Source organism: Thioalkalivibrio sp. ARh3 (assembly GCF_000377265.1).
Lineage (GTDB): Bacteria > Pseudomonadota > Gammaproteobacteria > Ectothiorhodospirales > Ectothiorhodospiraceae > Thioalkalivibrio > Thioalkalivibrio thiocyanoxidans.
Map to the genome: position 1 here is coordinate 22,426 of NZ_KB897949.1, position 23,135 is coordinate 45,560.

At 65.9% G+C, this 23,135-nt stretch carries 22 protein-coding genes; 14 read left to right on the forward strand and 8 right to left on the reverse strand.

Features of this window, described 5'->3' with window-relative positions; genetic code table 11:
* The first annotated feature begins 31 nt into the window (after nt 1–31).
* The 3 genes from C995_RS0107050 to truD are packed head-to-tail and all read left to right on the forward strand — an operon-like array spanning nt 32 to nt 3,719.
* A complete protein-coding gene (locus C995_RS0107050) occupies nt 32–1,975 on the forward strand; it encodes an ATP-dependent DNA helicase (protein ID WP_026278997.1) in 1,944 nt (647 codons plus the stop codon).
* Nucleotides 1,966–2,667, forward strand: coding sequence for a tRNA (adenosine(37)-N6)-threonylcarbamoyltransferase complex dimerization subunit type 1 TsaB (gene tsaB / locus C995_RS0107055; RefSeq protein ID WP_018864254.1), 702 nt, complete (start codon nt 1,966–1,968; stop codon nt 2,665–2,667). The genes C995_RS0107050 and tsaB overlap by 10 nt, the downstream gene beginning before the upstream one ends.
* Nucleotides 2,668–2,678: 11 nt before the next feature.
* Nucleotides 2,679–3,719: a tRNA pseudouridine(13) synthase TruD gene (truD, locus tag C995_RS0107060; RefSeq protein ID WP_081618884.1), complete on the forward strand. Its 1,041-nt coding sequence runs from the start codon at nt 2,679–2,681 to the stop codon at nt 3,717–3,719.
* A gap of 11 nt (nt 3,720–3,730) precedes the next feature.
* On the opposite strand, the gene C995_RS0107065 is transcribed toward truD, so the two are convergent.
* The 3 genes from C995_RS0107065 to C995_RS0107075 form a co-directional block, all read right to left on the reverse strand.
* Nucleotides 3,731–4,174: a PAS sensor domain-containing protein gene (locus tag C995_RS0107065; RefSeq protein WP_018864256.1), complete on the reverse strand. Its 444-nt coding sequence runs from the start codon at nt 4,172–4,174 to the stop codon at nt 3,731–3,733.
* Between the two features lie 180 nt (nt 4,175–4,354).
* Nucleotides 4,355–4,963: a DUF3365 domain-containing protein gene (locus tag C995_RS0107070; RefSeq protein ID WP_018864257.1), complete on the reverse strand. Its 609-nt coding sequence runs from the start codon at nt 4,961–4,963 to the stop codon at nt 4,355–4,357.
* 217 nt (nt 4,964–5,180) lie between these two features.
* A complete protein-coding gene (locus C995_RS0107075; RefSeq protein WP_018864258.1) occupies nt 5,181–5,744 on the reverse strand; it encodes a Smr/MutS family protein in 564 nt (187 codons plus the stop codon).
* A gap of 122 nt (nt 5,745–5,866) precedes the next feature.
* Here C995_RS0107075 and surE point away from each other — a divergent pair, with 122 nt between their 5' ends.
* From surE to rpoS, 5 genes are all read left to right on the forward strand, one after another.
* Nucleotides 5,867–6,640 carry a 5'/3'-nucleotidase SurE gene (gene surE / locus C995_RS0107080; protein ID WP_018864259.1) on the forward strand — a complete coding sequence of 258 codons (774 nt, stop codon included), beginning with the start codon at nt 5,867–5,869 and terminating at the stop codon, nt 6,638–6,640.
* Nucleotides 6,630–7,295, forward strand: coding sequence for a protein-L-isoaspartate(D-aspartate) O-methyltransferase (locus C995_RS0107085; RefSeq protein ID WP_026278998.1), 666 nt, complete (start codon nt 6,630–6,632; stop codon nt 7,293–7,295). The genes surE and C995_RS0107085 overlap by 11 nt, the downstream gene beginning before the upstream one ends.
* Before the next feature lie 47 nt (nt 7,296–7,342).
* Nucleotides 7,343–7,927, forward strand: coding sequence for a YqaA family protein (locus C995_RS0107090; protein WP_018864261.1), 585 nt, complete (start codon nt 7,343–7,345; stop codon nt 7,925–7,927).
* A gap of 37 nt (nt 7,928–7,964) precedes the next feature.
* Entirely contained in the window at nt 7,965–8,699 is a 735-nt protein-coding gene (locus C995_RS0107095; protein WP_018864262.1) for a peptidoglycan DD-metalloendopeptidase family protein, read from the forward strand.
* A 261-nt stretch (nt 8,700–8,960) separates the two neighbouring features.
* Nucleotides 8,961–10,040, forward strand: coding sequence for an RNA polymerase sigma factor RpoS (rpoS, locus tag C995_RS0107100; RefSeq protein ID WP_026278999.1), 1,080 nt, complete (start codon nt 8,961–8,963; stop codon nt 10,038–10,040).
* A 39-nt stretch (nt 10,041–10,079) separates the two neighbouring features.
* Here rpoS and C995_RS0107105 read toward each other — a convergent pair whose 3' ends face one another.
* Complete coding sequence (locus tag C995_RS0107105) at nt 10,080–10,460, reverse strand: Mth938-like domain-containing protein (RefSeq protein WP_018864264.1); 381 nt, start codon at nt 10,458–10,460, stop codon at nt 10,080–10,082.
* A 188-nt stretch (nt 10,461–10,648) separates the two neighbouring features.
* Here C995_RS0107105 and alaC point away from each other — a divergent pair, with 188 nt between their 5' ends.
* Genes alaC through thrC form a run of 3 tightly spaced genes read left to right on the forward strand, consistent with a single transcriptional unit; the run spans nt 10,649 to nt 14,433 of the window.
* Entirely contained in the window at nt 10,649–11,878 is a 1,230-nt protein-coding gene (alaC, locus tag C995_RS0107110) for an alanine transaminase (RefSeq protein ID WP_018864265.1), read from the forward strand.
* Between the two features lie 59 nt (nt 11,879–11,937).
* Nucleotides 11,938–13,251 (forward strand): homoserine dehydrogenase, encoded by a 1,314-nt coding sequence (locus tag C995_RS0107115; RefSeq protein WP_018864266.1) that lies wholly within the window; start codon nt 11,938–11,940, stop codon nt 13,249–13,251.
* A gap of 39 nt (nt 13,252–13,290) precedes the next feature.
* Nucleotides 13,291–14,433 carry a threonine synthase gene (thrC, locus tag C995_RS0107120; RefSeq protein ID WP_018864267.1) on the forward strand — a complete coding sequence of 381 codons (1,143 nt, stop codon included), beginning with the start codon at nt 13,291–13,293 and terminating at the stop codon, nt 14,431–14,433.
* 50 nt (nt 14,434–14,483) lie between these two features.
* Here the strand turns inward: thrC and C995_RS0107125 are convergent, their stop codons facing one another.
* Nucleotides 14,484–15,272, reverse strand: a complete 789-nt coding sequence (locus C995_RS0107125; protein ID WP_018864268.1) for a RibD family protein — start codon at nt 15,270–15,272, stop codon at nt 14,484–14,486.
* A gap of 143 nt (nt 15,273–15,415) precedes the next feature.
* On the opposite strand from C995_RS0107125, the gene ribA reads away from it, so the two are divergent.
* On the forward strand, nt 15,416–16,561 hold the full coding sequence (gene ribA / locus C995_RS0107130; protein WP_018864269.1) for a GTP cyclohydrolase II RibA: 1,146 nt from the start codon (nt 15,416–15,418) through the stop codon (nt 16,559–16,561).
* Between the two features lie 38 nt (nt 16,562–16,599).
* Here the strand turns inward: ribA and C995_RS0107135 are convergent, their stop codons facing one another.
* Nucleotides 16,600–18,027, reverse strand: a complete 1,428-nt coding sequence (locus tag C995_RS0107135) for a Glu/Leu/Phe/Val dehydrogenase (RefSeq protein ID WP_018864270.1) — start codon at nt 18,025–18,027, stop codon at nt 16,600–16,602.
* Between the two features lie 99 nt (nt 18,028–18,126).
* Here C995_RS0107135 and dusA point away from each other — a divergent pair, with 99 nt between their 5' ends.
* Entirely contained in the window at nt 18,127–19,068 is a 942-nt protein-coding gene (gene dusA / locus C995_RS0107140) for a tRNA dihydrouridine(20/20a) synthase DusA (RefSeq protein WP_019624205.1), read from the forward strand.
* Between the two features lie 10 nt (nt 19,069–19,078).
* Here the strand turns inward: dusA and C995_RS0107145 are convergent, their stop codons facing one another.
* Nucleotides 19,079–20,257, reverse strand: a complete 1,179-nt coding sequence (locus tag C995_RS0107145; RefSeq protein WP_018864272.1) for a cupin domain-containing protein — start codon at nt 20,255–20,257, stop codon at nt 19,079–19,081.
* A gap of 3 nt (nt 20,258–20,260) precedes the next feature.
* Nucleotides 20,261–21,628 (reverse strand): adenylosuccinate lyase, encoded by a 1,368-nt coding sequence (purB, locus tag C995_RS0107150; protein WP_018864273.1) that lies wholly within the window; start codon nt 21,626–21,628, stop codon nt 20,261–20,263.
* Between the two features lie 117 nt (nt 21,629–21,745).
* Here purB and C995_RS0107155 point away from each other — a divergent pair, with 117 nt between their 5' ends.
* Nucleotides 21,746–23,134 (forward strand): lyase family protein, encoded by a 1,389-nt coding sequence (locus tag C995_RS0107155; RefSeq protein ID WP_018864274.1) that lies wholly within the window; start codon nt 21,746–21,748, stop codon nt 23,132–23,134.
* Nucleotide 23,135 lies beyond the last annotated feature (1 nt).

Below are 23,135 nucleotides of genomic sequence, written 5' to 3' on the forward strand. Positions count from 1 at the left end.
ACCCGCGACGGTCGAATCCGGGTCGGCAGCGGTGCGCGCTCTGAGTCCCGGGGGCGATTTGGCCGAGGCACTGCACGGGTTTCGCCCGCGCGAGCCGCAGCAGCGCATGGCGGCGGCCGTCGAGTCGGCTCTGGGGCAGGCCCCGACCGCATTGCTGGTCGAGGCTGCCACCGGGGTTGGCAAGACCTATGCCTATCTGGTGCCGGTCCTGCAGGCACGGCGCAAGGCGCTGGTGTCGACGGGCACCAAGACGCTGCAGGACCAGCTCTTTGATCGTGACCTGCCAACGGTATGCGAGGCGCTGGGCTACCGTCCGCGCACCGCACTGTTGAAGGGCCGCGCCAACTACCTGTGCCATTACCGCCTGGAACTCGCTGCCGCCGAGGCCCGGGGGCAGACGCAGCGTGGCGCCCGGCGCGAGCGCATGCCCGTGATCGAAGCGCTGCGTCAGTTCGCGCGCACCCATCCCACCGGCGATCTTGGACAGGCCGGCATACTGGCCGAAGACTCGCCCCTGTGGCCACAGGTGACCTCCACGGTCGACAACTGCCTGGGCGGCGAGTGTCCGCAGTACAACGACTGCTTTGTGGTGCAGGCGCGCAAGCGCGCACAGGACGCCGATGTCGTGGTCGTGAATCACCACCTCCTGCTGGCCGACATGGCGCTGAAGGAAGAGGGCTTTGGCGAACTTCTGCCGGAAGTGGATGCCGTGATCGTGGACGAGGCGCATCAGCTGCCGGAGATCGCCGGGGCATTCTTTGGCGTGGCTGTGGGAAGCCGGGCGCTGCGCGACCTGGCGCGGGACGTGCGTCGGGAGCAAGAGCAGGCCGCCCCGGAGATGGTGGCGATTCGCGAGGCCGCGGTAGATCTCGAGACCGTGGTGAAGACGCTGCTCGATGCGACACAGGGCATGGACGCCCGCGCCGCCTGGGATGCGGTGAACGAGAGGGGCCGGATGGACCCGTCGATCGAAGAACTGGACAAGGCCCTCTGCACGTTGGTTGATGCCCTGGCGCCGGCCGTCGAACGGGGGCCCGGCCTCGAGCAGGTGCAGGGGCGTGTACTGCTGATGCGGGAACGCCTGCAGGCCTGGCGCGAAGATACGCCGGATACCGTGGCCTGGGTGGAGCGCTTCGCCCAGAGCCTGATCCTGCACAGGACGCCGCTGGATGCCGCGCGACCGCTGGCGCAACGGCGGGCCGCACGCCCCGCCGCCTGGGTATTCACCTCGGCGACGCTGGCCGTTGGGGAAGATTTCAGCCACGCCGCGCGCCGGCTGGGCCTTCCTGTGGATGTCGCCCAGGAGCGCCTGGAAAGCCCGTTCGACTTCGGCCGCCAGGCTTGTCTGGTGCATCCGCAGCCGCCGCTGCCCAACCCGAACAGCCCCGACTTTACGCGGGCCTGTGTCGCCTGGGCCTGGCCGCTGCTGCGCGATAACCCGGGTGGCGGGTTCTTTCTGTTTACCAGCCATCGTGCCCTGCAGGAAGCGGCGACACTGCTGCGGGCCGAGCTGCCCGACCGCGAACTGCTGGTGCAGGGCGAGCAGCCCCGGAACGACCTGCTCGCGCGCTTTCGCGAGAGCGGGAACGCCTGGTTGCTGGGGGCCCACAGCTTCTGGGAGGGCGTCGACATCCGGGGCGAGGCCCTGTCGGTGGTGATCATCGACCGGCTGCCGTTTGCGGCGCCGAACGATCCGGTGTTGCAGGCCCGCGCGCAGGCGCTGGAGGCCGAAGGTCGCTCGCCGTTCATGGAGTTCAGCCTGCCGCAGGCGGTGCTGGCCCTGAAGCAGGGGGCCGGGCGCCTGATTCGCGATGCCAATGACTCCGGCATCCTCGCGATCTGTGATCCCCGCCTGACTGGAAAGTCCTATGGGCGCCGGTTCCTGGCCAGCCTTCCACCGTTTTATCGGACGCGGGATCCGATTGCGGCGCTGCAGTTTCTCGCGACCGCCCGGGAGCGTGTGGGATGCGACTGATCGCCATCGAGACCTGTACCGAGATGTGCTCCGCCGCCTTGTGGGTGGACGGCGTCCTGGAAAGCGTCGAGGTCCGCGCCCCGCGCCAGCATGGCGAGCTGATTCTCCGGCAGGTGGAGGAGCTGCTGGCTCGGTCGGATATCGCTCGCACGTCCCTGGATGCCGTCGCCGTGGGGCGTGGCCCCGGGGCGTTCACCGGTGTCCGCCTCGGCTTGGGCGTTGCGCAGGGGATGGCCTTCGCCCTGGATTGTCCGGTCATCCCGATATCGACCCTGCAGGCGCTCGCACAGCAGATCGTGAGTGAACGGCCCGATGCCCCGCCGGGCGAGGTGCTTGCGGCCCTCGACGCCCGCATGGGCGAGGTGTACTGGAGCCTGCATGCGATGGTCGACGGGCGTGCGCAGGCTGCGCCGGAGCAGGTCACGGCACCCAGTCAGGTGTTGCCCGCCTGGCGCGGCACTCCGGATCGGGGCATTGGCGCCGGGTTCGCCGCCTATCCCGAACTGGTCGAACGCAGCGGCCTGAGCGAGGAACGGCTCTGTCCGGATGCGCTGCCGCGAGCGCGCGAGGTCGCTGTGCTGGCCGTGGATGCCTGGGAACGGGGCGAAGCCATCCCGCCCGAACAGGCCCAGCCCGTTTATCTGCGCGACAACGTCGCCGAGCCGTCGAGGCCGCGAGGGGCGGGAACGTGACGACAAGGCCGCTGTACCCGTGGTCGCCGCCGATTACCGGGCGGATGAAAACGGCTCCGGAAGATTTCTGCGTGTTCGAACGCCCCGCGACCGAGCCAGAGGGCAGTGGCGAGCATCTGTGGCTGGAGATCGAAAAGCGCTTGCTCAACACCGAGGATGTTGCCGTCGCGCTGGGGCGGGCGTGCGGGGTGCCGCGGGGCCAGGTGAGCTATGCCGGGCGCAAGGACCGGCAGGCCGTCACGCGGCAGTGGTTCAGCGTGCAGTGCAGGGCCGCGGCCGAACCGGACTGGCAATCTCCGGCGAGCTTGATGGAGCGGTTGGGCGAACACGCGGACGGCGAGGTTCGGGTGATGCGTGCCGAACGGCATTCGCGCAAGCTGCGCACCGGACACCTCGCGGGGAACCGCTTTGTCGTCTGGCTGCGCGAGGTTGCGGGCGATCGCGACATGGCGGAACAGATCCTTCGGCGTATCCGGGAGCAGGGGGTGCCGAACTATTTCGGTCAGCAGCGCTTCGGCCGCCGCAACCTGGAACAGGCCGAGCAGTGGCTGGGCGGCGGAAGGGCGCCCCGGGGGCGCAACCAGCGCAGCCTGCTGCTGTCAGCGGCGCGTTCCGCGATCTTCAATGCTGTGCTGGCCGAGCGTGTGGCTGACGATACCTGGGCACGGTTTCTGCCGGGCGACGTGGCGACGTTCCAGGGGTCCGGCAGTGTGTTCGCGGTTCCCGAGGTGACCGCGGATATCGAGCAGCGCCTGGTGGAAGGGGCGATTCACCCGACGGGCCCGCTATGGGGTCGCGGAGAGGCATTAACGACAGGCGATGTGCGCATTCGGGAGGCGGAGTGCGCCCGACGTTTCGAGACCCTGGCGTCGGGTCTTGAGGTCCAGGGCGTGAAGCCGGCACGCCGTGCCCTCAGGATGCTTCCCGGTTCACTCGGCTGGGAGTGGCAGGGAGATGACTTGAGGCTGGAGCTTGAGCTCGGCCCCGGCGAATACGCGACCAGTATTCTTGACGCACTGATCAGCGAGGCACCTGAAGCCCTCGCGCTGTAGTGGCCTGCCGGTCAGACGGAACGGGCCCCGGTTTGCCTGAGCTCTTGTTCCGCTTTTTCGGCGCGCTGCTCGGCCTCGATCCGGGCCGTAATGTCTTTCTGGATGCCGATGTAGTAGGTCAGGTGATCTTCGTCGTTGAACACGGGTGTGAGCGACAGCTCGTTCCAGAACAACGAGCCATCCTTGCGGTAGTTGCGCAACGTGACGCGGCAGGGCCGGTTCTCCCGTATCGAGGCGCGGATCTCGGCGCGCGCTTCCTGATCGGTGTCGTCACCCTGAAGGAAGCGGCAATCGCGGTAGAGGATCTCCTCCGAGCGATAACCGGTCAGTTCTTCGAAAGCGCGATTGACGTAGATCAGGATGTGGTCGTCGCCTTCGCGTTCGGCGATCACGACGCCGTCGTTGGAGGCGTCGACCGCGAGGGCCAGGAGCTCGGCATCAATCGTTCGTGTCATGGTTCGGTCACATTCGTTTTCTGGGCGACCCGGCGGGAGCGTCCTTGAGGGGCGACCGCCCTGGCTAACCCGGTGCTTCGAAGTTATCACGAATGTTCCCCGATGCGGGGGTGGTTCTAGCGTCGGACAGGAGAAAGGCCGCCCGGAGGCGGCCTTTCAAGGGTGTTGCTGTCGGGTACTTTACATCTCTTGCGTGATGGTGAAGGCACCGCGAACCTCGCCTTCGCTGTAGCCTGTGGCCTGGTCATCGGGGTACAGGCGTTCCAGGGCGTGTTTCACGTCCCGGTCGATGTCCGTGCCATGGCAGGCGAGGCAGGCACCACCGGTTGGAATCGCCGACATGAAGCGGAAGCGGGCGCCGTCCTCGTCCTCGACCACTTCGTGGCGCGGGGCGAGTTCATTGGCCGGGATGCCGTCGGCATGCTGGGACTCAAAGTGTTCCAGCTGGATTCGTTCCCACTCGTCCGGACTGTTGTCGGGGTTGCGGATCTTCAGGCTGGTGCGGCCCACTTCCCAGCCCGTGTCGGCGGCGATGTCATCCGCGATTTCGGGGGCCCGCTCGTTACACACCTCGATGGCCTGGGTGGGGCCGCCTTCTTCCATTGCGGCGACGAGTTCACCCTGAAGGGTGCTGGCGAACTGCTCGATGGCGGCGCGCGTTTCGGCGATGCGCTCCTGCAGCTGTTCGTCGGTCATCGCCTTGCTCTGCTCGTCGGCAAGGGCGTGGCCACTTGTGCCCACGAATGCGGCCAGGCCAAGGGCGATCGGGGCTAGTTTCCAGATGTTCATGAATAGGGCCTCCCAATGCACGGTCCGTTGCGCCCCACGGGGCTATACAATACTTGTACGGATAATGGTACGAGTTCTGGGGATTTGCAAGGATCGGGACGGGAAAAATGTGAACCAGGCCCGCCTTGCCTTCCCAGCCTGGAACCAGTCTAAGGTCAACGATCAGTAAATGGGAATATGTGACTGAAGTATAGCTGGAGGGCGCCTTAACGCTGCGTTAACGGGGTTTTGCTGCGTGCCGTTTCAGGAGGACATACACAGCCCCGGTGCCACCATCGGTGGGTGGCGCAGAGCAGAACGCCAGCACATCCTGGCGCTGGCGAAGCCAGTGATCGGTCAGGCCCTTCAGTACCGGTCCTTTCTGGCGGGAGCGCATACCCTTTCCGTGGACCACGCGCACGCAGAGCCTCCCGCGTTCGCGCGCCTGATCGAGAAACAGGGCGATGGCCTGTCTGGCCTCTTCGGCGAACATCCCGTGCATGTCGAGCTCGTCTTCCACGCGGTAGTGCCCGTTTCGCAGCTTGCGGAACACACGCTGGCTAATGCCGTTGCGGGCGTAGCGGAGCTCGTCACCCGGCTGCAGATCGGATGCACCGATCGGGTCGCTGAGCCAGTCGGCATGGGCAGCGGCCTCGTCACGGTCCCGCTGGCGTGCCCGTGCGGGCGGGCGGGGTTTGCCCGTATCGGCCTGGTCATGCTGCAGGCGTCGCACATCGCCAATCGCGCGCAGGAATTCGTCCGCGTCGTTGGACATCTGGTTGGGATCGTCGCCGGAGTTCATGGCAGGATACTCGCGTTTTCAGTGGCGTGGACGGAGACGGGCCTCGGGAGTGCGAGGTTCATGATCACGCGCCCTGTTCCGATTCCAGTATATTAGGCATCTTCCCAGCGACCCCAATCCGCATGCGCATTCTGGTAAGTAACGATGATGGTATCCATGCGCCCGGCATACAGTGCCTGGCGGGTTGTCTGCGTGAAGTCGCGGAGGTGCGCGTCGTCGCGCCGGATCGAGATCGCAGCGGCGCCTCCAACAGTCTGACGCTCGTGCGGCCCGTTCGTGCCCGCGAGGTGGCAGGGGAAGGGATCCAGGTGGACGGAACGCCGACTGACTGTGTGCATCTCGCGCTGACCGGTCTGCTCGGGGACTGGGAGCCGGACGTCGTGATCTCGGGGATTAACTCCGGCGCCAACATGGGGGATGACGTGCTTTATTCGGGTACGGTTGCGGCGGCGATGGAAGGCCGTTTTCTGGGGTTGCCGGCCATTGCGGTCTCGCTGGTCGGTACAGACCTGAAACATTACGCGGCAGCCGGACAGGTCGTCCTCAACCTGCTGGACCGGATTCATCGTGTACCACTGCCGGCAGCGACGATCCTGAACGTCAATGTCCCTGATCTGCCTCGCGAGGAGATTCGCGGAGTGCAGGCGACGCGCCTGGGTAATCGGCACCGTGCCGAGCCGATGATCGCGGACGCCGATCCACGCGGGCGCCCGATCTACTGGGTGGGCCCGGCAGGTTCGGAGCAGGACGCAGGCCCAGGTACGGATTTTCATGCGGTGCGAGAGGGATATGTGTCGGTGACTCCCATTCAGGTGGACCTAACGCGTTACGACGCCATCGATACGGTGGGTCGCTGGCTGGAGGATGCAACGCCCGGGAGCCACCATGGTTCCTGATGCGCGTGGGGCCGGGTTGACGTCGGGTCGGGCGAGGGAGCGGCTGATTCGTTTGCTGGAGGGACAGGGCATTCAGGATCGCCGGGTGCTGGAAGCCATCCGTGCCGTGCCCCGGCATTTGTTCGTGGAAGAGGCGCTGAGCCACCGTGCCTACGAGAACATCGCGCTGCCCATTGGCCACCGGCAGACGATCTCGCAGCCGTTTATCGTGGCGCGCATGACCGAGGCGCTGCTTGAGGGCGGCCCGGTGAGCACGGTGCTGGAGATCGGTACGGGTTCGGGGTATCAGGCGGCAGTGCTGGCGCAGTTGGTGGACCGGGTGTACTCCGTCGAGCGTATCCAGGCGCTCAGTCGGAACGCGAGGGAGTTGCTGAGTCGACTGGGGATCAACAATGTCAATCTGCGCCATGGTGACGGGGCGGAAGGGTGGCCCGAGCGGGCGCCCTTCGACGGGATCCTCCTGACTGCCGCTCCACACAACGTCCCGGAAACCCTGCTGACCCAGCTCGCACTCAATGGTCGTCTCGTTGCCCCCGTCGAGGGACCGGACGGGCGTCAGCAGTTGGTGCGCTACACGCGCACCGAAGAGGCCTACGTGCGCGATATCCTCGACGCGGTGATGTTCGTACCGATGTTGCCCGGTGCGGAGCAGTAAGGTGCCGGTATGGCCGAGCATGACCGATCCAGCCGACGGGATATCGCATGAAGCTGTTTGAGCCGCTCTATGACCGCGTCATGCAGTGGTCCCGGCACCGGCATGCGCCACGTTATCTGGCAACGCTCTCCTTCGCCGAGTCTTCCTTTTTTCCGGTGCCGCCGGATGTCATGCTGGCGCCCATGGCGGCTGCCCGTCCGCGGTCAGCATGGTATCTGGCCGCTCTGACCACGATCTTCTCCGTGCTGGGGGGGCTGCTGGGCTTTCTGATCGGGTGGGCGGCGTTCGAATGGATCGGGCCATGGCTGGAGCGCTGGGGATATGGCGCGGAGCTCGCGCAGGCGGAGGCATGGTTTGCGGTATGGGGGGTCTGGGTCGTGCTGATCGCCGGGTTCTCGCCGATACCCTACAAGCTGTTTACGGTGACGGCCGGGGCCTTGTCCATGGCCCTGATTCCATTCGTGATCGCTTCGCTGATCGGGCGGGGGTTGCGGTTCTTCCTGGTGGCGCTGGTCATGGCGTGGGCGGGTCCGCGCGCCGAACGGCATCTGCGACCCTATATGGAGCGAATTGGCTGGGCGGGCGTGGTGGTGCTGCTGGGTGCGATCGCGATCGTCTGGTTCATGGAATAGTCCCTTGACACGGGCATTGGGACAAGCAGTTGCACTGGTGGCGATCGCCGGGCTGGTGATCGCGCTGTTCAGCGGCTGTGCCGCGCGGGCGCCCAGCCCGGCACCCGATTCGCCGCGCACGGGCGAGCGGGTCCCCGAGACACATACTGTTCAGCGCGAAGAGACTCTGTACCGCATTGCGCAACGCTACGGTCTGGAGTGGCGTGAACTGGCCCAGCGCAATGCGATCAGCGCTCCGTACATTATCTATCCCGGCCAGGAATTGCGCCTGCGCGGTGGCGCGCGCTCGTCCCCCCCCGAAGCCCCCCGCCGGGAGCAGGAAGAAACGCGGACCGCGACCCGGAGCGACGCCGACGATGGCAGCGCCGGGGAATCCACGCGCTCTGAGCCACCGCCGGATGACCCGGGCGGTTGGCAATGGCCAGCCGACGGCGACGTGCTGCGCAACTTCTCGAGCAGCGGGGCCCGGCGCGGTCTGGCCATTGGCGGAGAACGCGGTGACGACGTACGTGCAACGCGGAGCGGTGAGGTGGTCTATGCAGGTGGCGGCCTCGTGGGGTATGGTCGACTAATAATCCTGAAACATGATGCGCGCTTCCTGAGCGCCTATGGCCACAATGACGAGCTGCTGGTGGCTGAAGGGGATCAGGTCGAGGCCGGTGACACCATCGCGCGCCTGGGGTCATCCGGAGCGGAAAGGCCCATGCTGCATTTCGAGATACGGGTGGACGGGACGCCCGTGGATCCGACGCGGTATCTGCCGGACCGCTAGGGAAACACTGATCAATGGATGGGTACTTAACATCGCGGTCGTTTGTCTCAGGCCCGCGGGGCGCGCTCCCTCGGTCAGCGGCTTGAGGGGGCCTTTGGTGGTTGGATCCGCGTTGTCGGGCCTCCAGGTGCGTGGACATCGGTTGTGCCGGTCGAGCGCCGCGGCTGGCTGCAGCGGTGGGTTCGCAGCGGGAGGCATGGGTAAACGTATGCGCCAGCATGTGGCTCACTAGCCCGGCTTAACAGGGAGTACAGTTCATCCATGGCGAAATCCCGGAAACCGGTCGACTCGGAGACGGACGCAGACCACTTGATGGGCGAGGAAAGTGGTCTGTCGAGTGGAGGAGATCCGGACCATCTACTACGTGCGAACGGTGATCCCCTGGCGACGGATCAGGGTAATCCGGAAGACGGCGTATTGCCTGCGCCGGATGACGAGAAGGAGCTTTCCCCGGAACAGGATTTGCCAGTGCGCCCCCGCACGCTGCGCGATGCGCGTCCAGCCGAGCTCGACGCGATCCAGATCTATCTGCGCGATATCGAGTATCGGCCGCTGCTGACCCCCGAGGAGGAGCGCAAGTACGCGCGTCTGGCACGGGACGGCGATGAAGCGGGTCGGCGGCGCATGATCGAATGCAACCTCCGCCTGGTGGTGAAGATCGCACGGCGCTATCTGAATCGTGGTCTCCCGCTACTGGATCTGATCGAGGAGGGCAATCTCGGGTTGATGCATGCGGTCGAGAAGTTCGACCCCGAGCGGGGCTTTCGTTTCTCGACTTACGCGACGTGGTGGATCCGGCAGACGATCGAGCGGGCCCTGATGAACCAGGGCCGGACCATTCGCATACCCGTGCATGTCAGCAAGGAACTTCGCATGCATGCACGTATCGCGCGCAACCTGACCCAGGAGTTGGGGCGCGACCCTACGGAAGAGGAACTGGCGCAACGTCTGGGCAAGCCGGTGGCCGAGGTCCAGAAACTGAGGGCGATGTCGGAGCCCTCGACCTCCATGGATCTGCCGCCAGGACCGGATGGCGAGCGATCCCTGACGGATATCCTCGCCGACGTCAACGCTCAGGAGCCGTCGTCTCTGCTGGAAGACCAGGATATCCAGCACCTGGTGGAGGAGTGGTTGGGGGAACTCGACTACAAGCAGCGCGAGGTCCTGGTGCGGCGGTTCGGGCTTCACGGGTTTGAACGCTCGACCCTGGAGCAGGTGGGGGCCGAGATCGGCGTGACGCGGGAGCGCGTGCGGCAAATCCAGATGGACGCGCTCAAGCGTCTTCGCCGCCTGCTCGAATCGCGCGGCATGAAGGGCGACGAAGTCCTGCCGAAATCCTAGGGTCTAGGGTAGGCCCGTGGCCGGGTCGGGAGCCTGCCCTTACTCGCCGCCGTCGATGATTAGCGCGGCCGCGACCTCGCGACCCTCCGCCATGATGAGATTGTACGTCCGACAAGCGGCGGCGGTATCCATGATCTCCACCCCGAATCCCTCGTTGCGCAAGTAGCGCCAGACCTTCCGGTCCGGGAATTGCTGTACCTCGCCGGTACCGATTAGCAGCACTTCGGGGGGGTGGTGGATCACGGAACTCAGGTGTTCGACTGCCAGCGCATCGATGGTATCAACCGGCCACTCCTGCTCCAGTGAGTTCGGGCGCACGATCAGGCTTCGGGTATACCCGACCTGATTGATCCCTACCGCGCCGGACTCGTAGCCGGTCACGATGTAGGTTTCCTCGCTGGTGACTTCGGAGAACAGCATGGGCTACACGCTACTCCGGGCGCGTGGCAGGCTCAAGAACAGCCATTTGCAACGTGGCCGATCCAGTGCCGGATTCGTTGACAGAGGCGGGCCCGGGTTATACTTTGGCGCGCTTTCCGGTGCAAGGGGATTCCGCGGCGTTCCCCCGATCTGCTGCCGGCTCGCTTGGCCCAACCAGGACCTGACCCGTGACCGACGCCTTTCCTCGTATCGAACGCCTACCGCCCTACGTCTTCAACATCGTGAATCAGTTGAAGGCCGAGGCGCGTGCCCGCGGAGAGGACATTATCGACTTCGGCATGGGCAACCCGGACCAGCCGACGCCGCGTCACATCGTCGACAAGCTGTGCGAGGCCGCCCAACGGGGCGACACTCACCGCTACTCTGTGTCGAAGGGCATCCCGCGCCTGCGCCGGGCGATCACCCGGTGGTACAAGACTCAATTCGATGTCGAGCTGGACCCTGAGACCGAAGCGATCGTGACCATCGGCTCCAAGGAAGGCCTGGCGCACCTCGCGCTGGCGACGCTGGGGCCGGGGGATGCCGTGCTCGTCCCGAACCCCGCCTATCCGATCCATCCTTATGGCTGCGTGATTGCCGGGGCGGATGTGCGCCATGTGCCCCTTACGCCGGAGGTCGACTTCTTCGCCGAGCTGGAACGGGCCATTCAGGACTCCTGGCCGAAGCCGAAGATGCTGATCCTGAATTTCCCGGCCAATCCGACCACGCAGTGCGTCGATCGGGAGTTTTTCGAGCAGGTCGTTGCGATCTGCAAGGAACATGGGATCTGGATCGTGCATGACCTGGCCTATGCGGAGATCAGCTTCGACGGCTACAAGGCGCCGTCGATTCTGGAAGTGCCGGGGGCGAAGGACATCGCGGTCGAGTTCTACACCCTGTCGAAGACCTACAACATGCCGGGCTGGCGTGTTGGTTTCATGTGTGGCAATCCGACGCTCGTGGCCGCGCTTGCGCGTATCAAGTCCTATCTGGATTACGGAACCTTCACACCGATCCAGGTCGCTGCGATCGCGGCGCTGGAAGGCCCGCAGGACTGCGTGGAGGAGATTCGCGAGCTTTATCGTTCTCGGCGCGACGTGCTGTGCGAAGGGCTCGACAAGCTGGGCTGGCACGTGGAGAAGCCGAAGGCGACCATGTTTGTCTGGGCACCGATCCCGGAGGCCTACCGCGAGATGGGATCGCTCGAATTCGCCAAGAAGCTGCTGCGTGACGCCAAGGTGGCCGTCTCGCCGGGGATCGGCTTCGGCAACTACGGGGACGATTTCGTGCGCTTCAGCCTGATCGAGAACGAGCAGCGCACGCGCCAGGCGCTACGGGGCATCAAGGCCATGTTCCGTGCCGACTCGATCCTGGCGGATGCGGCCACCGAGCCGCCGGCGCCGGCTCGAGGCGAATAGCAATCAGGAATTCATCCGGGCGCACCGCCCGCACGCAGAGCAGACAAGACAAGGCTTTTATGACGCCGGTAAAGATTGGAATCCTGGGACTGGGCACGGTTGGCTGCGGCACAGTCAATGTGCTGGACCGCAACGGAATCGAGATCGCGCGACGGGCAGGCCGTGGCATCCAGGTAGTGGCCGCCGCCGCGCGCGATGTCCAGCGTGAGCGCGAATGCGACTGCTCGCAGATCCGCCTGACCACGGACCCGGCGGCGGTCGTCAACGACCCGGAAGTCGAGGTCGTTGTCGAACTGATGGGCGGCACCGACCCGGCGCTGAACCTGGTCCTGGCCGCGATCGATGCCGGCAAGCACGTCGTCACCGCCAACAAGGCCTTGATCGCATTGCATGGCAATACGATTTTCCAGCGTGCCCAGGAGAAGGGCGTGATGGTGGCGTTCGAGGCCGCGGTGGCCGGGGGCATCCCGATCATCAAGGCCATCCGCGAGGGCCTGGCCGGCAATCAGATCGAGTGGCTGGCCGGGATCATCAACGGCACCGGCAACTTCATCCTGACGGAGATGCGCGACAAGGGTCGGGATTTCGACGACGTCCTGGGCGAGGCGCAGGCACTGGGCTATGCCGAGGCCGACCCGACCTTCGATGTGGAGGGTATCGATGCCGCACACAAGCTGGCAATCCTGGCGTCCATCGCGTTCGGCATCCCGCTGCAGTTCGACCGTGTGGCGGTCGAAGGCATCAGCAATATCACGCGCGAGGATGTCGGATTTGCTGCCGAGCTGGGCTATCGCATCAAGCATCTGGGAATCGCGCGGCGCACCGACAAGGGCTACGAGCTTCGCGTTCACCCGACGCTGATCCCGGAGCGCCGATTGATTGCCAATGTCGATGGCGTGATGAACGCGGTGCTGGTCAATGCCGACGCGGTCGGCCCCACGTTGTACTACGGCGCGGGTGCCGGTGCCGAGGCGACCGCCTCCGCGGTGGTGGCCGATCTGGTCGACGTCGTGCGCGCCCTGACCACGGACCCCGAGAACCGGGTCCCGCATCTCGCCTTCCAGCCGGATGCCCTGTCGGACAAGCCGGTGCTGGACCTGTCCGAGGTGGAGACGTCCTTCTACCTGCGCCTGCGCACCCAGGACCGTCCGGGCGTGCTGGCCGATATCACCCGTATCCTGGGCGAGCACGGCATCAGCATCGAGGCGATTCTCCAGCGCGAGCCGGACCCGGAGCGCGGCGAGGCCACGATCATCATGCTGACGCACAGGGTCCGCGAGGGTGCGATGAACGAGGCGATCGCCGCACTCGAAGCACTGGACCACCTGCTGACCCCGATTACTCGCATCCGCATGGAAGGGCTGGGCCGCTGAGCCTGCGCTCTTGCTTTCGCAAAGACTAAAGAGAACACCATGGCCTTTGGACACCGCTATACCGGACTGATCGAGCGCTACCGTGACCGCCTGCCGGTCCACGACGACACCCGCATCATCTCGCTGGGCGAGGGCAACACGCCGTTGATCCGACTGAACAACATCCCGCGCGATCTGGCGCGCGAGGTCGAGATCTACGTGAAGTTCGAGGGCCTGAACCCCACCGGTTCGTTCAAGGACCGCGGCATGACCATGGCCGTCACCAAGGCTGTGGAAGAGGGTTCGCGTGCGATTGTCTGCGCCTCTACCGGCAACACTTCGGCCGCGGCCGCCGCCTATGCGGCACGGGCCGGGATCACCGCATTCGTCGTGATCCCGGATGGCAAGATCGCGATGGGCAAGCTGGCCCAGGCGATGATGCACGGGGCGACGGTCATCCAGATCGAAGGCAACTTCGACGATGGCATGCGCCTGGTGAAGGAGGTCGCCTCCAACACGCCGGTGACACTGGTGAACTCGGTCAATCCGTACCGGCTGCAGGGCCAGAAGACCGCCGCGTTCGAGATCGTCGAGGAGCTCGGCCGTGCGCCGGACTACCACTGTCTGCCGGTGGGCAATGCAGGCAATATCACCGCGCACTGGATCGGCTACAGCGAGATGGCGGCCAAGAGCAGCGACGACGTGACGGAGGCCTGTTCCTACTGCAAGGGCCACTGCAAGTACGCCGGCGGCGGCATGGTAGGGAACCGGCCGCACATGGTCGGCTATCAGGCGGCCGGGTCCGCGCCGTTCATGCGCGGGGCGATGGTCGACAACCCGGACACCGTGGCTACTGCGATCCGCATCGGGCATCCGCAGTCCTGGGACATGGCCTGGAAGGTGCGCGAGGAGTCCAGCGGCTGGTTCGACGAGTGCCAGGACGACGAGATCCTGGCCGCGCAAAAGCTCCTGGCCGAGAAGGAGGGCGTGTTCTGCGAGCCGGCGTCTGCGGCATCGCTGGCCGGCGCCCTGCGCGACATCCGCGAGGGCAGGATTCCGGAAGGGTCCACCGTGGTGTGCACCCTGACCGGTAATGGCCTGAAAGACCCGGACACCGCGATCGCGCAGAGTGTGGTGCAGCCGACCAAGGTGCCGGCGGAACTGGAAGCGGTCTCCCGCGCGATTCGCGACAACCTCGCCTGAGGGGCTGAATCAGGGCCACTGGCGCGCCCCGTCGCATGTACAGGGGGGCGTCAGGGCTTGCTGCGCAGATCCAGGTCGTACAGGGTGTCACCACCCAGACGGAAGATGCGACACGGGGGACGCAGGGCTTGATCGAGCGTCTCGATCTCGGGCAGGGTGATACCGTGCCGCCCGGACCCGATCAGCATCGGTGCGATCGTCAAATGCAGGCGGTCCAGGGCGTCACTGGCGAGGAAACGCGAGACCGTTCGGCCTCCGCCCTCGACGAGCAAACGATGCAGGCCGTGTTCCGCCGCCAGGCGGTCGCGGATCTGCGGCGGGGCAAAGCGCCCGTCCTCATCGGCTGGAATCTCCATGCATTCGACATGGGCGGGCATGTCACACGGACCAAACCCCTCTGCGTGAACAACGAGCGTTTTCACCTCGTCGTGACGGAATACATGCGCAGTCGGATCAATGCGTCCTTCGGGGTCGAGAATCACACGCACCGGATGGGCGCCCTCGGCCTTGCGGACGGTCAGACGGGGATCATCGGCGACCACGGTGCCGGCACCTACCACGACGGCGTCCACCAGCGCGCGCAATCGATGGAGATGCTCGATGTCCTCGGGGCCGGTCACGAACTGGGAATGCCCGGTGTAGGTGGCGATGCGGCCGTCGAGGCTCTGGCCGAGTTGCGCCACGGTGATACTTTCCGACTCGATAATCGGGCCGTACAGTTCCAGCAGGTCGTGTGCGGCCGGGGCGAGGGGGCCGGGCAGGGGGCAGCAGCCCGGATCGGCGCGCTGCGCCAGCAGCCAGCGCCAGGCCTGCTCCTCGGTGACTGGATAGGCCGTCACGCCGGGAATTTCCGGGTTTCGCGACCCTGAGGGCGCACATGCGATAGGCTTGGGGGAAGCTGGGGCGACTGGTCGCGGCCGGACAAGGTGGAATTCGCGTCCTGCGGGCTGGTCATAAGACAAACTCCATTGGGAAGGACCTGATGCACAACGCCGATCGTGGGATTTTCGACCTTCGCCGGGGCCATCCGGTATTGCTGAGCGGTGAACAGTCCAGTGTACTGGTAGCCGCCGTTGAAGGTCTGACCCCGGTGTTGCTGGATCGTCTGACGCACATGACCGGCGGCCGCCCGCGTCTGATTCTAACGCCCCATCGTGCGTCCGCAATGGGTTGGCCGCAACCGCTGGCCGAGGGTTGGGAAGGCGTCGCGCTGGAATTTGCGCCCGGGACCGACCCGGAGGCCCTGTTTACCCTGGCCAGTGCCCCGGAGGCCTCAAACGAGGGGGAACACCCGACCCATGCCCTGGATCAGGCAGACGTGCTTCCGGCTGAGCCGTCGGAAGTGGCGGCGCTGGAGCTGGCCCGTGCCGGGCGCCTGTTGCCGGCCGTCGTGTCTGCCCGGGTCCCCGAGCCGACGCCCGAGGCCATCCGTTCGGCACTGGCAGACGGGATGTTCCTGGATGTGGACGAACACGAGGCACGCGCGGTCGCCCATCACCCGCGGCTGGAACTGGCCTACGTGAGCGAGGCCCCGGTCCCCCTGGCCGATGCTCCGGTAACCCGCTTCATGCTCTTTCGGGAGGGGAACGGGATTCTCGAGCATGTGGCGGTCGTCATTGGCGAGCCCAGCGAGTGGCCGGAAGCGGTTCCAGTACGGTTGCATTCGGCCTGCCTGACAGGCGACTTGTTCGGCAGCCTGCGCTGCGATTGCGGTGATCAGCTGCGGCTTGGCGTGAAGGCCATCAACGAAAGCGGCGGGGGAGTACTGCTTTACCTGGCGCAGGAAGGGCGCGGTATTGGCCTGGCCAACAAGCTGCGCGCCTACACCATGCAAACAGCCGGGCTGGATACCATCGACTCCGATTGCCAGCTGGGCTTCGAGGCCGATGGGCGGCGCTACGACGCGGCCGTGGAGATGCTGGAGTTCCTCGGCATCGATACAGTGCGTGTGCTCACCAACAACCCCGCGAAGATCGAGGCGCTACGCGCCGGGGGTATTCAGGTAGCCGCTCGCGAGCCCGTACACGGGACGCTCAATCCGCACAACCTGCGCTATCTCAGCACCAAGGCGGATCGCGGCGGCCACTGGCTGCAGGAACTGCTGGCCTCGGAAGCGGAGCGGGGCTGACTCGGGCTCCTGCCTGCGAGGGGAGCCAGCGCTATACGTCAGATCAGGTTCAGGTCGCTGCGCGCCCGCACGATCTTGCGCAGGGCAATCAGATAGGCTGCCGTGCGGTAATCCAGTACCGCCCCATTGCTTTCCACCTCGCGGGTCTCGTGCATCTCGCTGAAGGCCTCGCGCATGGTGTCGTCGAGGCCGGAGCGCACCAGGTCGATCTCCTCCGCGCCACGCACGATGGACTCGCGGATCCAGTCAGGGAGCTGGTGGTCCGTGGACATCTCGATCGCGGTGACCAGATGCTGTCCCTGGGACTGGTCGTAGCGCCGTTCGAGACGGCCGAAGCGCATGTGTGCGAGATTGCGCACCCATTCGAAGTACGAGACCACGACCCCGCCGGCGTTGACGAAGACATCGGGCAGGATGGTAATGCCGCGTTCCTGGAGGATCCGGTCGGCCTCGAAGGTCACCGGGCCGTTCGCGGCCTCCGCGATCAGGCGGGCCTGGATGTTGGAGGCGTTCTCGCGATGGATCGCGCCCTCGAGCGCGGCCGGGATCAGGATGTCGCATTCGCGCTCCATGATCCGGTTGCCGTTGCGCTCGAATTCCGCTCCGGCGAAGCCCTCCATGGTCCCGGAGCGGCGTACATAGTCGTTCAGGGCATCGACATCGATGCCATCCTCGCTGTAGACCCCGCCATCACTCTTGATCACGCCGACGATCTTCGCGTGGTCGTCGTTCTGCAGGAAGTGTGCGGCGTGATAGCCGACATTGCCGAAGCCCTGCACGATGATGCGCTGGTCGCCGAGGCCGCCTTCCAGCCCCGCCTCGCGCGCGGCGTTGCCCTCGCGGAAGAAGGCCTGCAGGGCGTACTGCACGCCGCGCCCGGTGGCCTCCAGACGACCGCGCATGCCGCCCAGGTCGATTGGCTTGCCGGTCACGGCTGCGCCATGGTTGACGTCTTCCGGGTGACGGTCGCGATAGGTCTCCATGATCCAGGCCATCTCGCGCTGCGAGGTTCCGACGTCCGGGGCTGGCACGTTCTGCGAGGGACTGATGTAGTCGCGCTGGATCAGTTCGTGGGCGAAACGGCGGGTGATCCGCTCCATCTCCCACTCGTCATATTTGCGCGGGTCGATGCGCAGCCCGCCCTTGGAACCCCCGAACGGGATGTCCACGATCGCGCACTTGTAGGTCATCAGGGCGGCCAGGGCCTCGGCGTGTTCCTGGTCCATGGTGGGGGAGAACCGCAGCCCGCCCTTGACCGGCAGGCGGTGGGCGGAGTGCACGGCACGCCAGCCGGTAAACACCTCGATGCGGTCGCGAAAGCGGATCGGAAAACTTACCTGGATCACCGAGTCACAGGCCTTGATCGCCTCCATCGCACCTTCGGGCAGTTCGAGGAAGTGCATGGCGCGATCGACCATGTGTGAGACACTGTCCAGAAAGGTTTCCGGCGTTTCGTTTTCCGACATGGGCATTTATTCCTTGGCATTCCGGGCGCCACCCGCCGGGCGGGTGGCGCCGTGACTGAATCGTTGCGTATTCCCGATCCACGTTTTTCGGTGGCGCCGATGATGGACTGGACCGACTCCTGGTGTCGGCGTTTCCATCGGCTTCTGACTCGGCGCGCGCTGTTATACACCGAAATGGTACACGCCAACGCGGTGATCCATGGCGATCGCGACCGGCTGCTGGGCCATGTCCCGGCGGAACACCCGCTGGCGCTGCAGCTGGGCGGATCCGATCCCGCCACTCTTGCTCAGGCTGCACGCATCGCGGAAGAACGCGGCTTTGACGAGATCAACCTGAACGTGGGCTGTCCCTCCGACCGCGTGCAGTCGGGCACGTTCGGCGCCTGCCTGATGGCGCAGCCGCAACGGGTGGCCGAGATGGTGCGCGCGATGCAGGATGCCGTCGCGGTTCCGGTGACTGTCAAGCATCGGATCGGGATCGATGACCAGGATTCGGAGGCCGATCTGCGCGCGTTTGTCGAGACCGTTGCGCGGGGCGGCTGCCGGCATTTCATCGTGCATGCGCGCAAGGCGTGGCTGCAAGGCCTGAGCCCCAGGGACAACCGCGATGTTCCGCCTCTGGACTACGAGCGCGTGTTCCGACTGAAAGCGGAGTTTCCGGAACTGACTATCGTGCTGAATGGCGGTCTGGACGATGTCCGCGCCGCGCGCAGCTATCTCGATCGGGTGGACGGGGTGATGTTCGGGCGGCTGGCCTACCATCAGCCGTGGGTGCTGTCCGAGGTCGACCGGCTGTACTTCGACGTGCCCGGCCAGGTGACGCGCGAGGCCGTGCTGCAGGGTCTGATCGACATGGCGCGCGACATGCACGCCGAGCGGATCCCGCTGGCGCGGCTGACCCGGCATGTGCTGGGGCTGTTTCACGGCGAGCCGGGGGCGCGCCAGTGGCGGCGCATCCTGACTGAGGGTGCACACCGGTCGGATGCTGGCCCGGAGCTAATAGAGCGCGCGGCGGAGCCCTGCCTGCGCGCCTGTGCCTGATTACAGGGGCCTAAGTGTCGGGAACTAAGGTCTGGGTTGGGTCTTCAGCGGGCTCCAGCCAGCCTTCCTCCAGTCCGTCGCGAAGCATCTCGTGAATCGCCGGCCAATGGCGCTCCCACTGCTCCGGATCGAGGGTCTCCGTCGCGCACAGCCGCTCCAGTTCCTCCGGCGAAAGCTCGTGCGCCGAATAGCTGTGGCCGGCGACGCAGAGGACCGGCCCTGCCGGTGTCCCCAGCCAGTGGCGTCGAACGCCCGGGTGAATACGGCACGCCCTCGCTGCGGCGACCGGATCACCGGGTTGCAGTTCGACGTTCGCCGCCGGCCGGCTCAGGAAGCGCCCGAGGAAGGCATCCAGTTCCGTATCGTCGGCGGCGAGCATATCGCGCAGGATACCGCGCAGGCGGGTACGGTCGTGTACCGGGAGTTCGCTTGCGTATGCGGACGCCGGGCGCTGGGGATCGCTGTATCGGGGCTCTTCGCCGACCCGGTTGGCCCGCTCCTCCAGAAATCCGGTCAGCAGGTCGAGATAGGTGGGGGCACGAAAGCCGACCGACCAGGTCATGCACCGGTCATCCAATGACAGGCCGTAGTGAGGCAGGTTGGGGGGCAGGTAGAGCAGGTCGCCCGGTTCGAGCTCCCAGCTCTCGCTTGGATCGAACTCGCGCAGGATCGCCAGAGGCAGGTCGTCGTGGCAGTCCAGCGGCCCGGGTGGCGACTGGATCTGCCAGCGCCGGCGCCCGGCCGCCTGGAACAGAAAGACATCGTAGGCATCGACATGGGGCCCGACCGAGCCTCCGGGTGCCGCGTAGGAGATCATCAGGTCGTCGCGGCGCCAGCGCGGGACAAAGTCGAACTGCGCGAGGAAGTCCCGGCCTTCGGGCCAGAACCGCTCGACGTCGCTGACCAGCAGCGTCCAGGCGCGATCGGGCAGGGAAGCGAAGCGATCTTCTTCGAACGGGCCGTATTCGACCGCCCAGTCGGCTTGGTCGGTCCCGCCGAGCACGAGCCGGGCGCTGGCATCCGGGTCACAGGCGAGCCCGGCCAGATCGTCGGGCTCGATGGGGTTGGCGAAGCCCGATACCGCGCCGCGTACGAGCAGCGGCTTTTGTTGCCAGTAGTCGCGCAGAAACTCCGCCGGTGAGAGCCCGCCCAGCAGCTCCAGGCCCTGATTCGGGTCGTGGGCGGGCACGCCTTACTCGTCGCGAGCCAGCTGGCTGGCGATCCCGGTGTACCGTCCGGGGGTCAACTCGCGCAGGCGCTGTTTGACCTCGTCCGGAATCTCCAGGCCGTCGATGAACTCGGCCAGCGCCTGTGGCGTGATGCGCTGGCCACGGGTCAGGGCCTTCAGCTTTTCGTACGGAGATTCGATCCCGTAGCGGCGCATCACCGTCTGCACCGCCTCGCCCAGCACCTCCCAGTTCTGGTCGAGATCCTCGTCCAGCCGGCCGGGCTCGATCTCCAGCTTGCCCAGACCGCGCTGGAAGGCCTTGTAGGCAATCAGCGACCAGGCGAAGCCCATGCCGATGTTGCGCAGCACGGTGGAGTCCGTCAGGTCACGCTGGAAGCGCGAGACGGGCAGCTTGCTCGCCAGGTGATCGAATACGGCATTGGCGAGCCCGAGGTTGCCCTCGGCGTTCTCGAAGTCGATCGGATTGACCTTGTGGGGCATGGTCGACGATCCGACCTCGCCGGCCACGACCTTCTGCTTGAAGTAGCCCAGCGAGATGTAGCCCCAGATGTCGCGCGAGGCATCCAGCAGGATCGTGTTCAGGCGCATGAAGGCGTGAAACAGCTCGGCCAGGAAGTCGTGCGGCTCGATCTGCGTGGTGTGGGTATTGGGGACCAGCCCCAGGCTCTCCACCATGCGCCGCGAGAGCGACGGCCAGTCCACCTCCGGGTAGGCCGCGTAGTGGGCATTGAAGTTGCCCACCGCACCGTTGATCTTGCCCAGGCACTCGTTGGCGGCGATTGCGGCGCGCTGCCGTTCCAGACGATGGACCACGTTGGCCAGTTCCTTGCCCATGGTCGTGGGCGAGGCCGGCTGACCGTGGGTCCGGGCCAGCAGGGGCTGATCGGCGAAGCGCCGGGCGAGCTCGCGCAGCGGCTCCAGCACGGCATCGAGCGCCGGCAGCATCACGTGATTGCGAGCCTCGCGGACCATCACCCCGTAGGCGAGGTTGTTGATGTCCTCGGAGGTGCAGGCAAAGTGCACGAACTCGATCTGGCTCTGCAGATCGGACCGGCCGCGCATCTGCTCCTTGATGTAGTACTCGATGGCCTTGACGTCGTGATTGGTCGTGGCCTCGATCTCCTTCACCCGGGCACCGGCGATCTCGTCGAATTCCAGGGCGATCTCGTCCAGGAACGCCTCCGCCTCTGCGGTTAGCGGCGGCACCTCGGGGATAGCGGGCTCGGCGGCCAGGGCCTTGAGCCAGGCAATCTCCACCCGTACCCGAGCCTGCATCAGGCCCTGTTCGGAGAAATAGGGGGCCAGGTCGCGGGTGTGCCGGGCATAGCGGCCATCGACGGGACTGATCGCGGACAGTGGGCTCAGGGACATGGTGTACTCGAGTCGGAATAAATGGGTCCGTCAGGTGCGTGGGGATGCGCCCATCGGACGGTCGATTGACGCGGCGCAGTATAATACAAAGCTACGCCCGATCATTTGGAGGAGTGCATGTCGAAGTCCCCGACCCGCCAGGAGCAGGACAGCCTCGGACCGGTGGAAGTCCCCCGGGATGCCCTCTGGGGTGCCCAGACCCAGCGCGCCATCGACAACTTCCAGATCGCCGGCCGGCCCATGCCCCATGCGTTCATTCGGGCCCTCGCGCTGACCAAGGCCGCCTGCGCGGAGGCCAACCAGGAACTGGACCAGCTCCCCGATGCCGTGGCGAACGCGATTGTGGCCGCTGCAGAGGCGGTCGCCGCGGGCGAGCATGCGGACGCCTTCCCGGTCGACGTCTATCAGACCGGCTCGGGCACCAGCACCAACATGAACATGAACGAGGTGCTCGCGCGAATCGCTTCAGGTGGCGGCGAGCCGGTTCATCCGAACGATCATGTGAACCGCTCGCAGAGCTCCAACGACGTGATCCCTACCGCGTTACATGTGTCTGCGGCGCTGGCGCTGGAGCAGGAACTGGTGCCTGCGCTGCGCCACCTGATTGCCACGATTGCCCGGCGCGAGGGCGAGGTCGGGGCGCTGGTCAAGACCGGGCGCACGCACCTGATGGATGCGATGCCCGTGACGCTGGGGCAGGAACTCTCCGGCTGGCGCAGGCAGCTGGAACTGGACCTGGATCGCCTGGAGCATACCCGCGCGCGCATTCAGCGTCTGGCCATTGGCGCCACTGCCGTGGGCACCGGCATCAATGCACCCGCCGGCTTCGGCGGGCGTGTGGCAGGGCGTCTGGCCGAGCGAACCGGCCTGTCATTTGGGCATGAGGGCAATGGCTTCGCGGCGCTGGCCAGTCAGGACAGCGCGGTGGAGGTTTCCGGACAGCTGCGCACGGTTGCCGTCGGGCTCACCAAGATCGCGAACGATCTGCGCTGGATGAACTCGGGCCCCCTGGCGGGGTTGGGCGAGATTGCCCTTCCGGCCCTGCAACCCGGCAGTTCGATTATGCCGGGCAAGGTCAACCCGGTGATCCCGGAGGCGGTGATTATGGCCTCGCAACAGGTGATCGGTCTGGATGCAGCGATCGCGGCCGCTGGCGCCGGGGGTAATTTCCAGCTGAATGTCGGCCTCCCGCTGATTGCCGACAACCTGCTGACCCAGATCGGCCTGCTGGCGCGTGCCTCCAACCATCTGGCGGACCGGGCGATCGCGGGCTTTACGGTGAACGAGGACAATCTGCGTGCTGCGCTGGATCGCAATCCGATCCTGGTGACGGCCCTGAACGCGGAGATCGGCTACGAGTCGGGCGCCCGCATCGCCAAGGAGGCCTATGCCACCGGACGACCGATACTGGACGTCGCGGCGGAGCACACGGATATCCCGCGCGAGCGGCTGCAAGCACTGCTGGATCCGGCGAAGCTGACGGGCCCGGGCGGTGCCGGCGGATAGG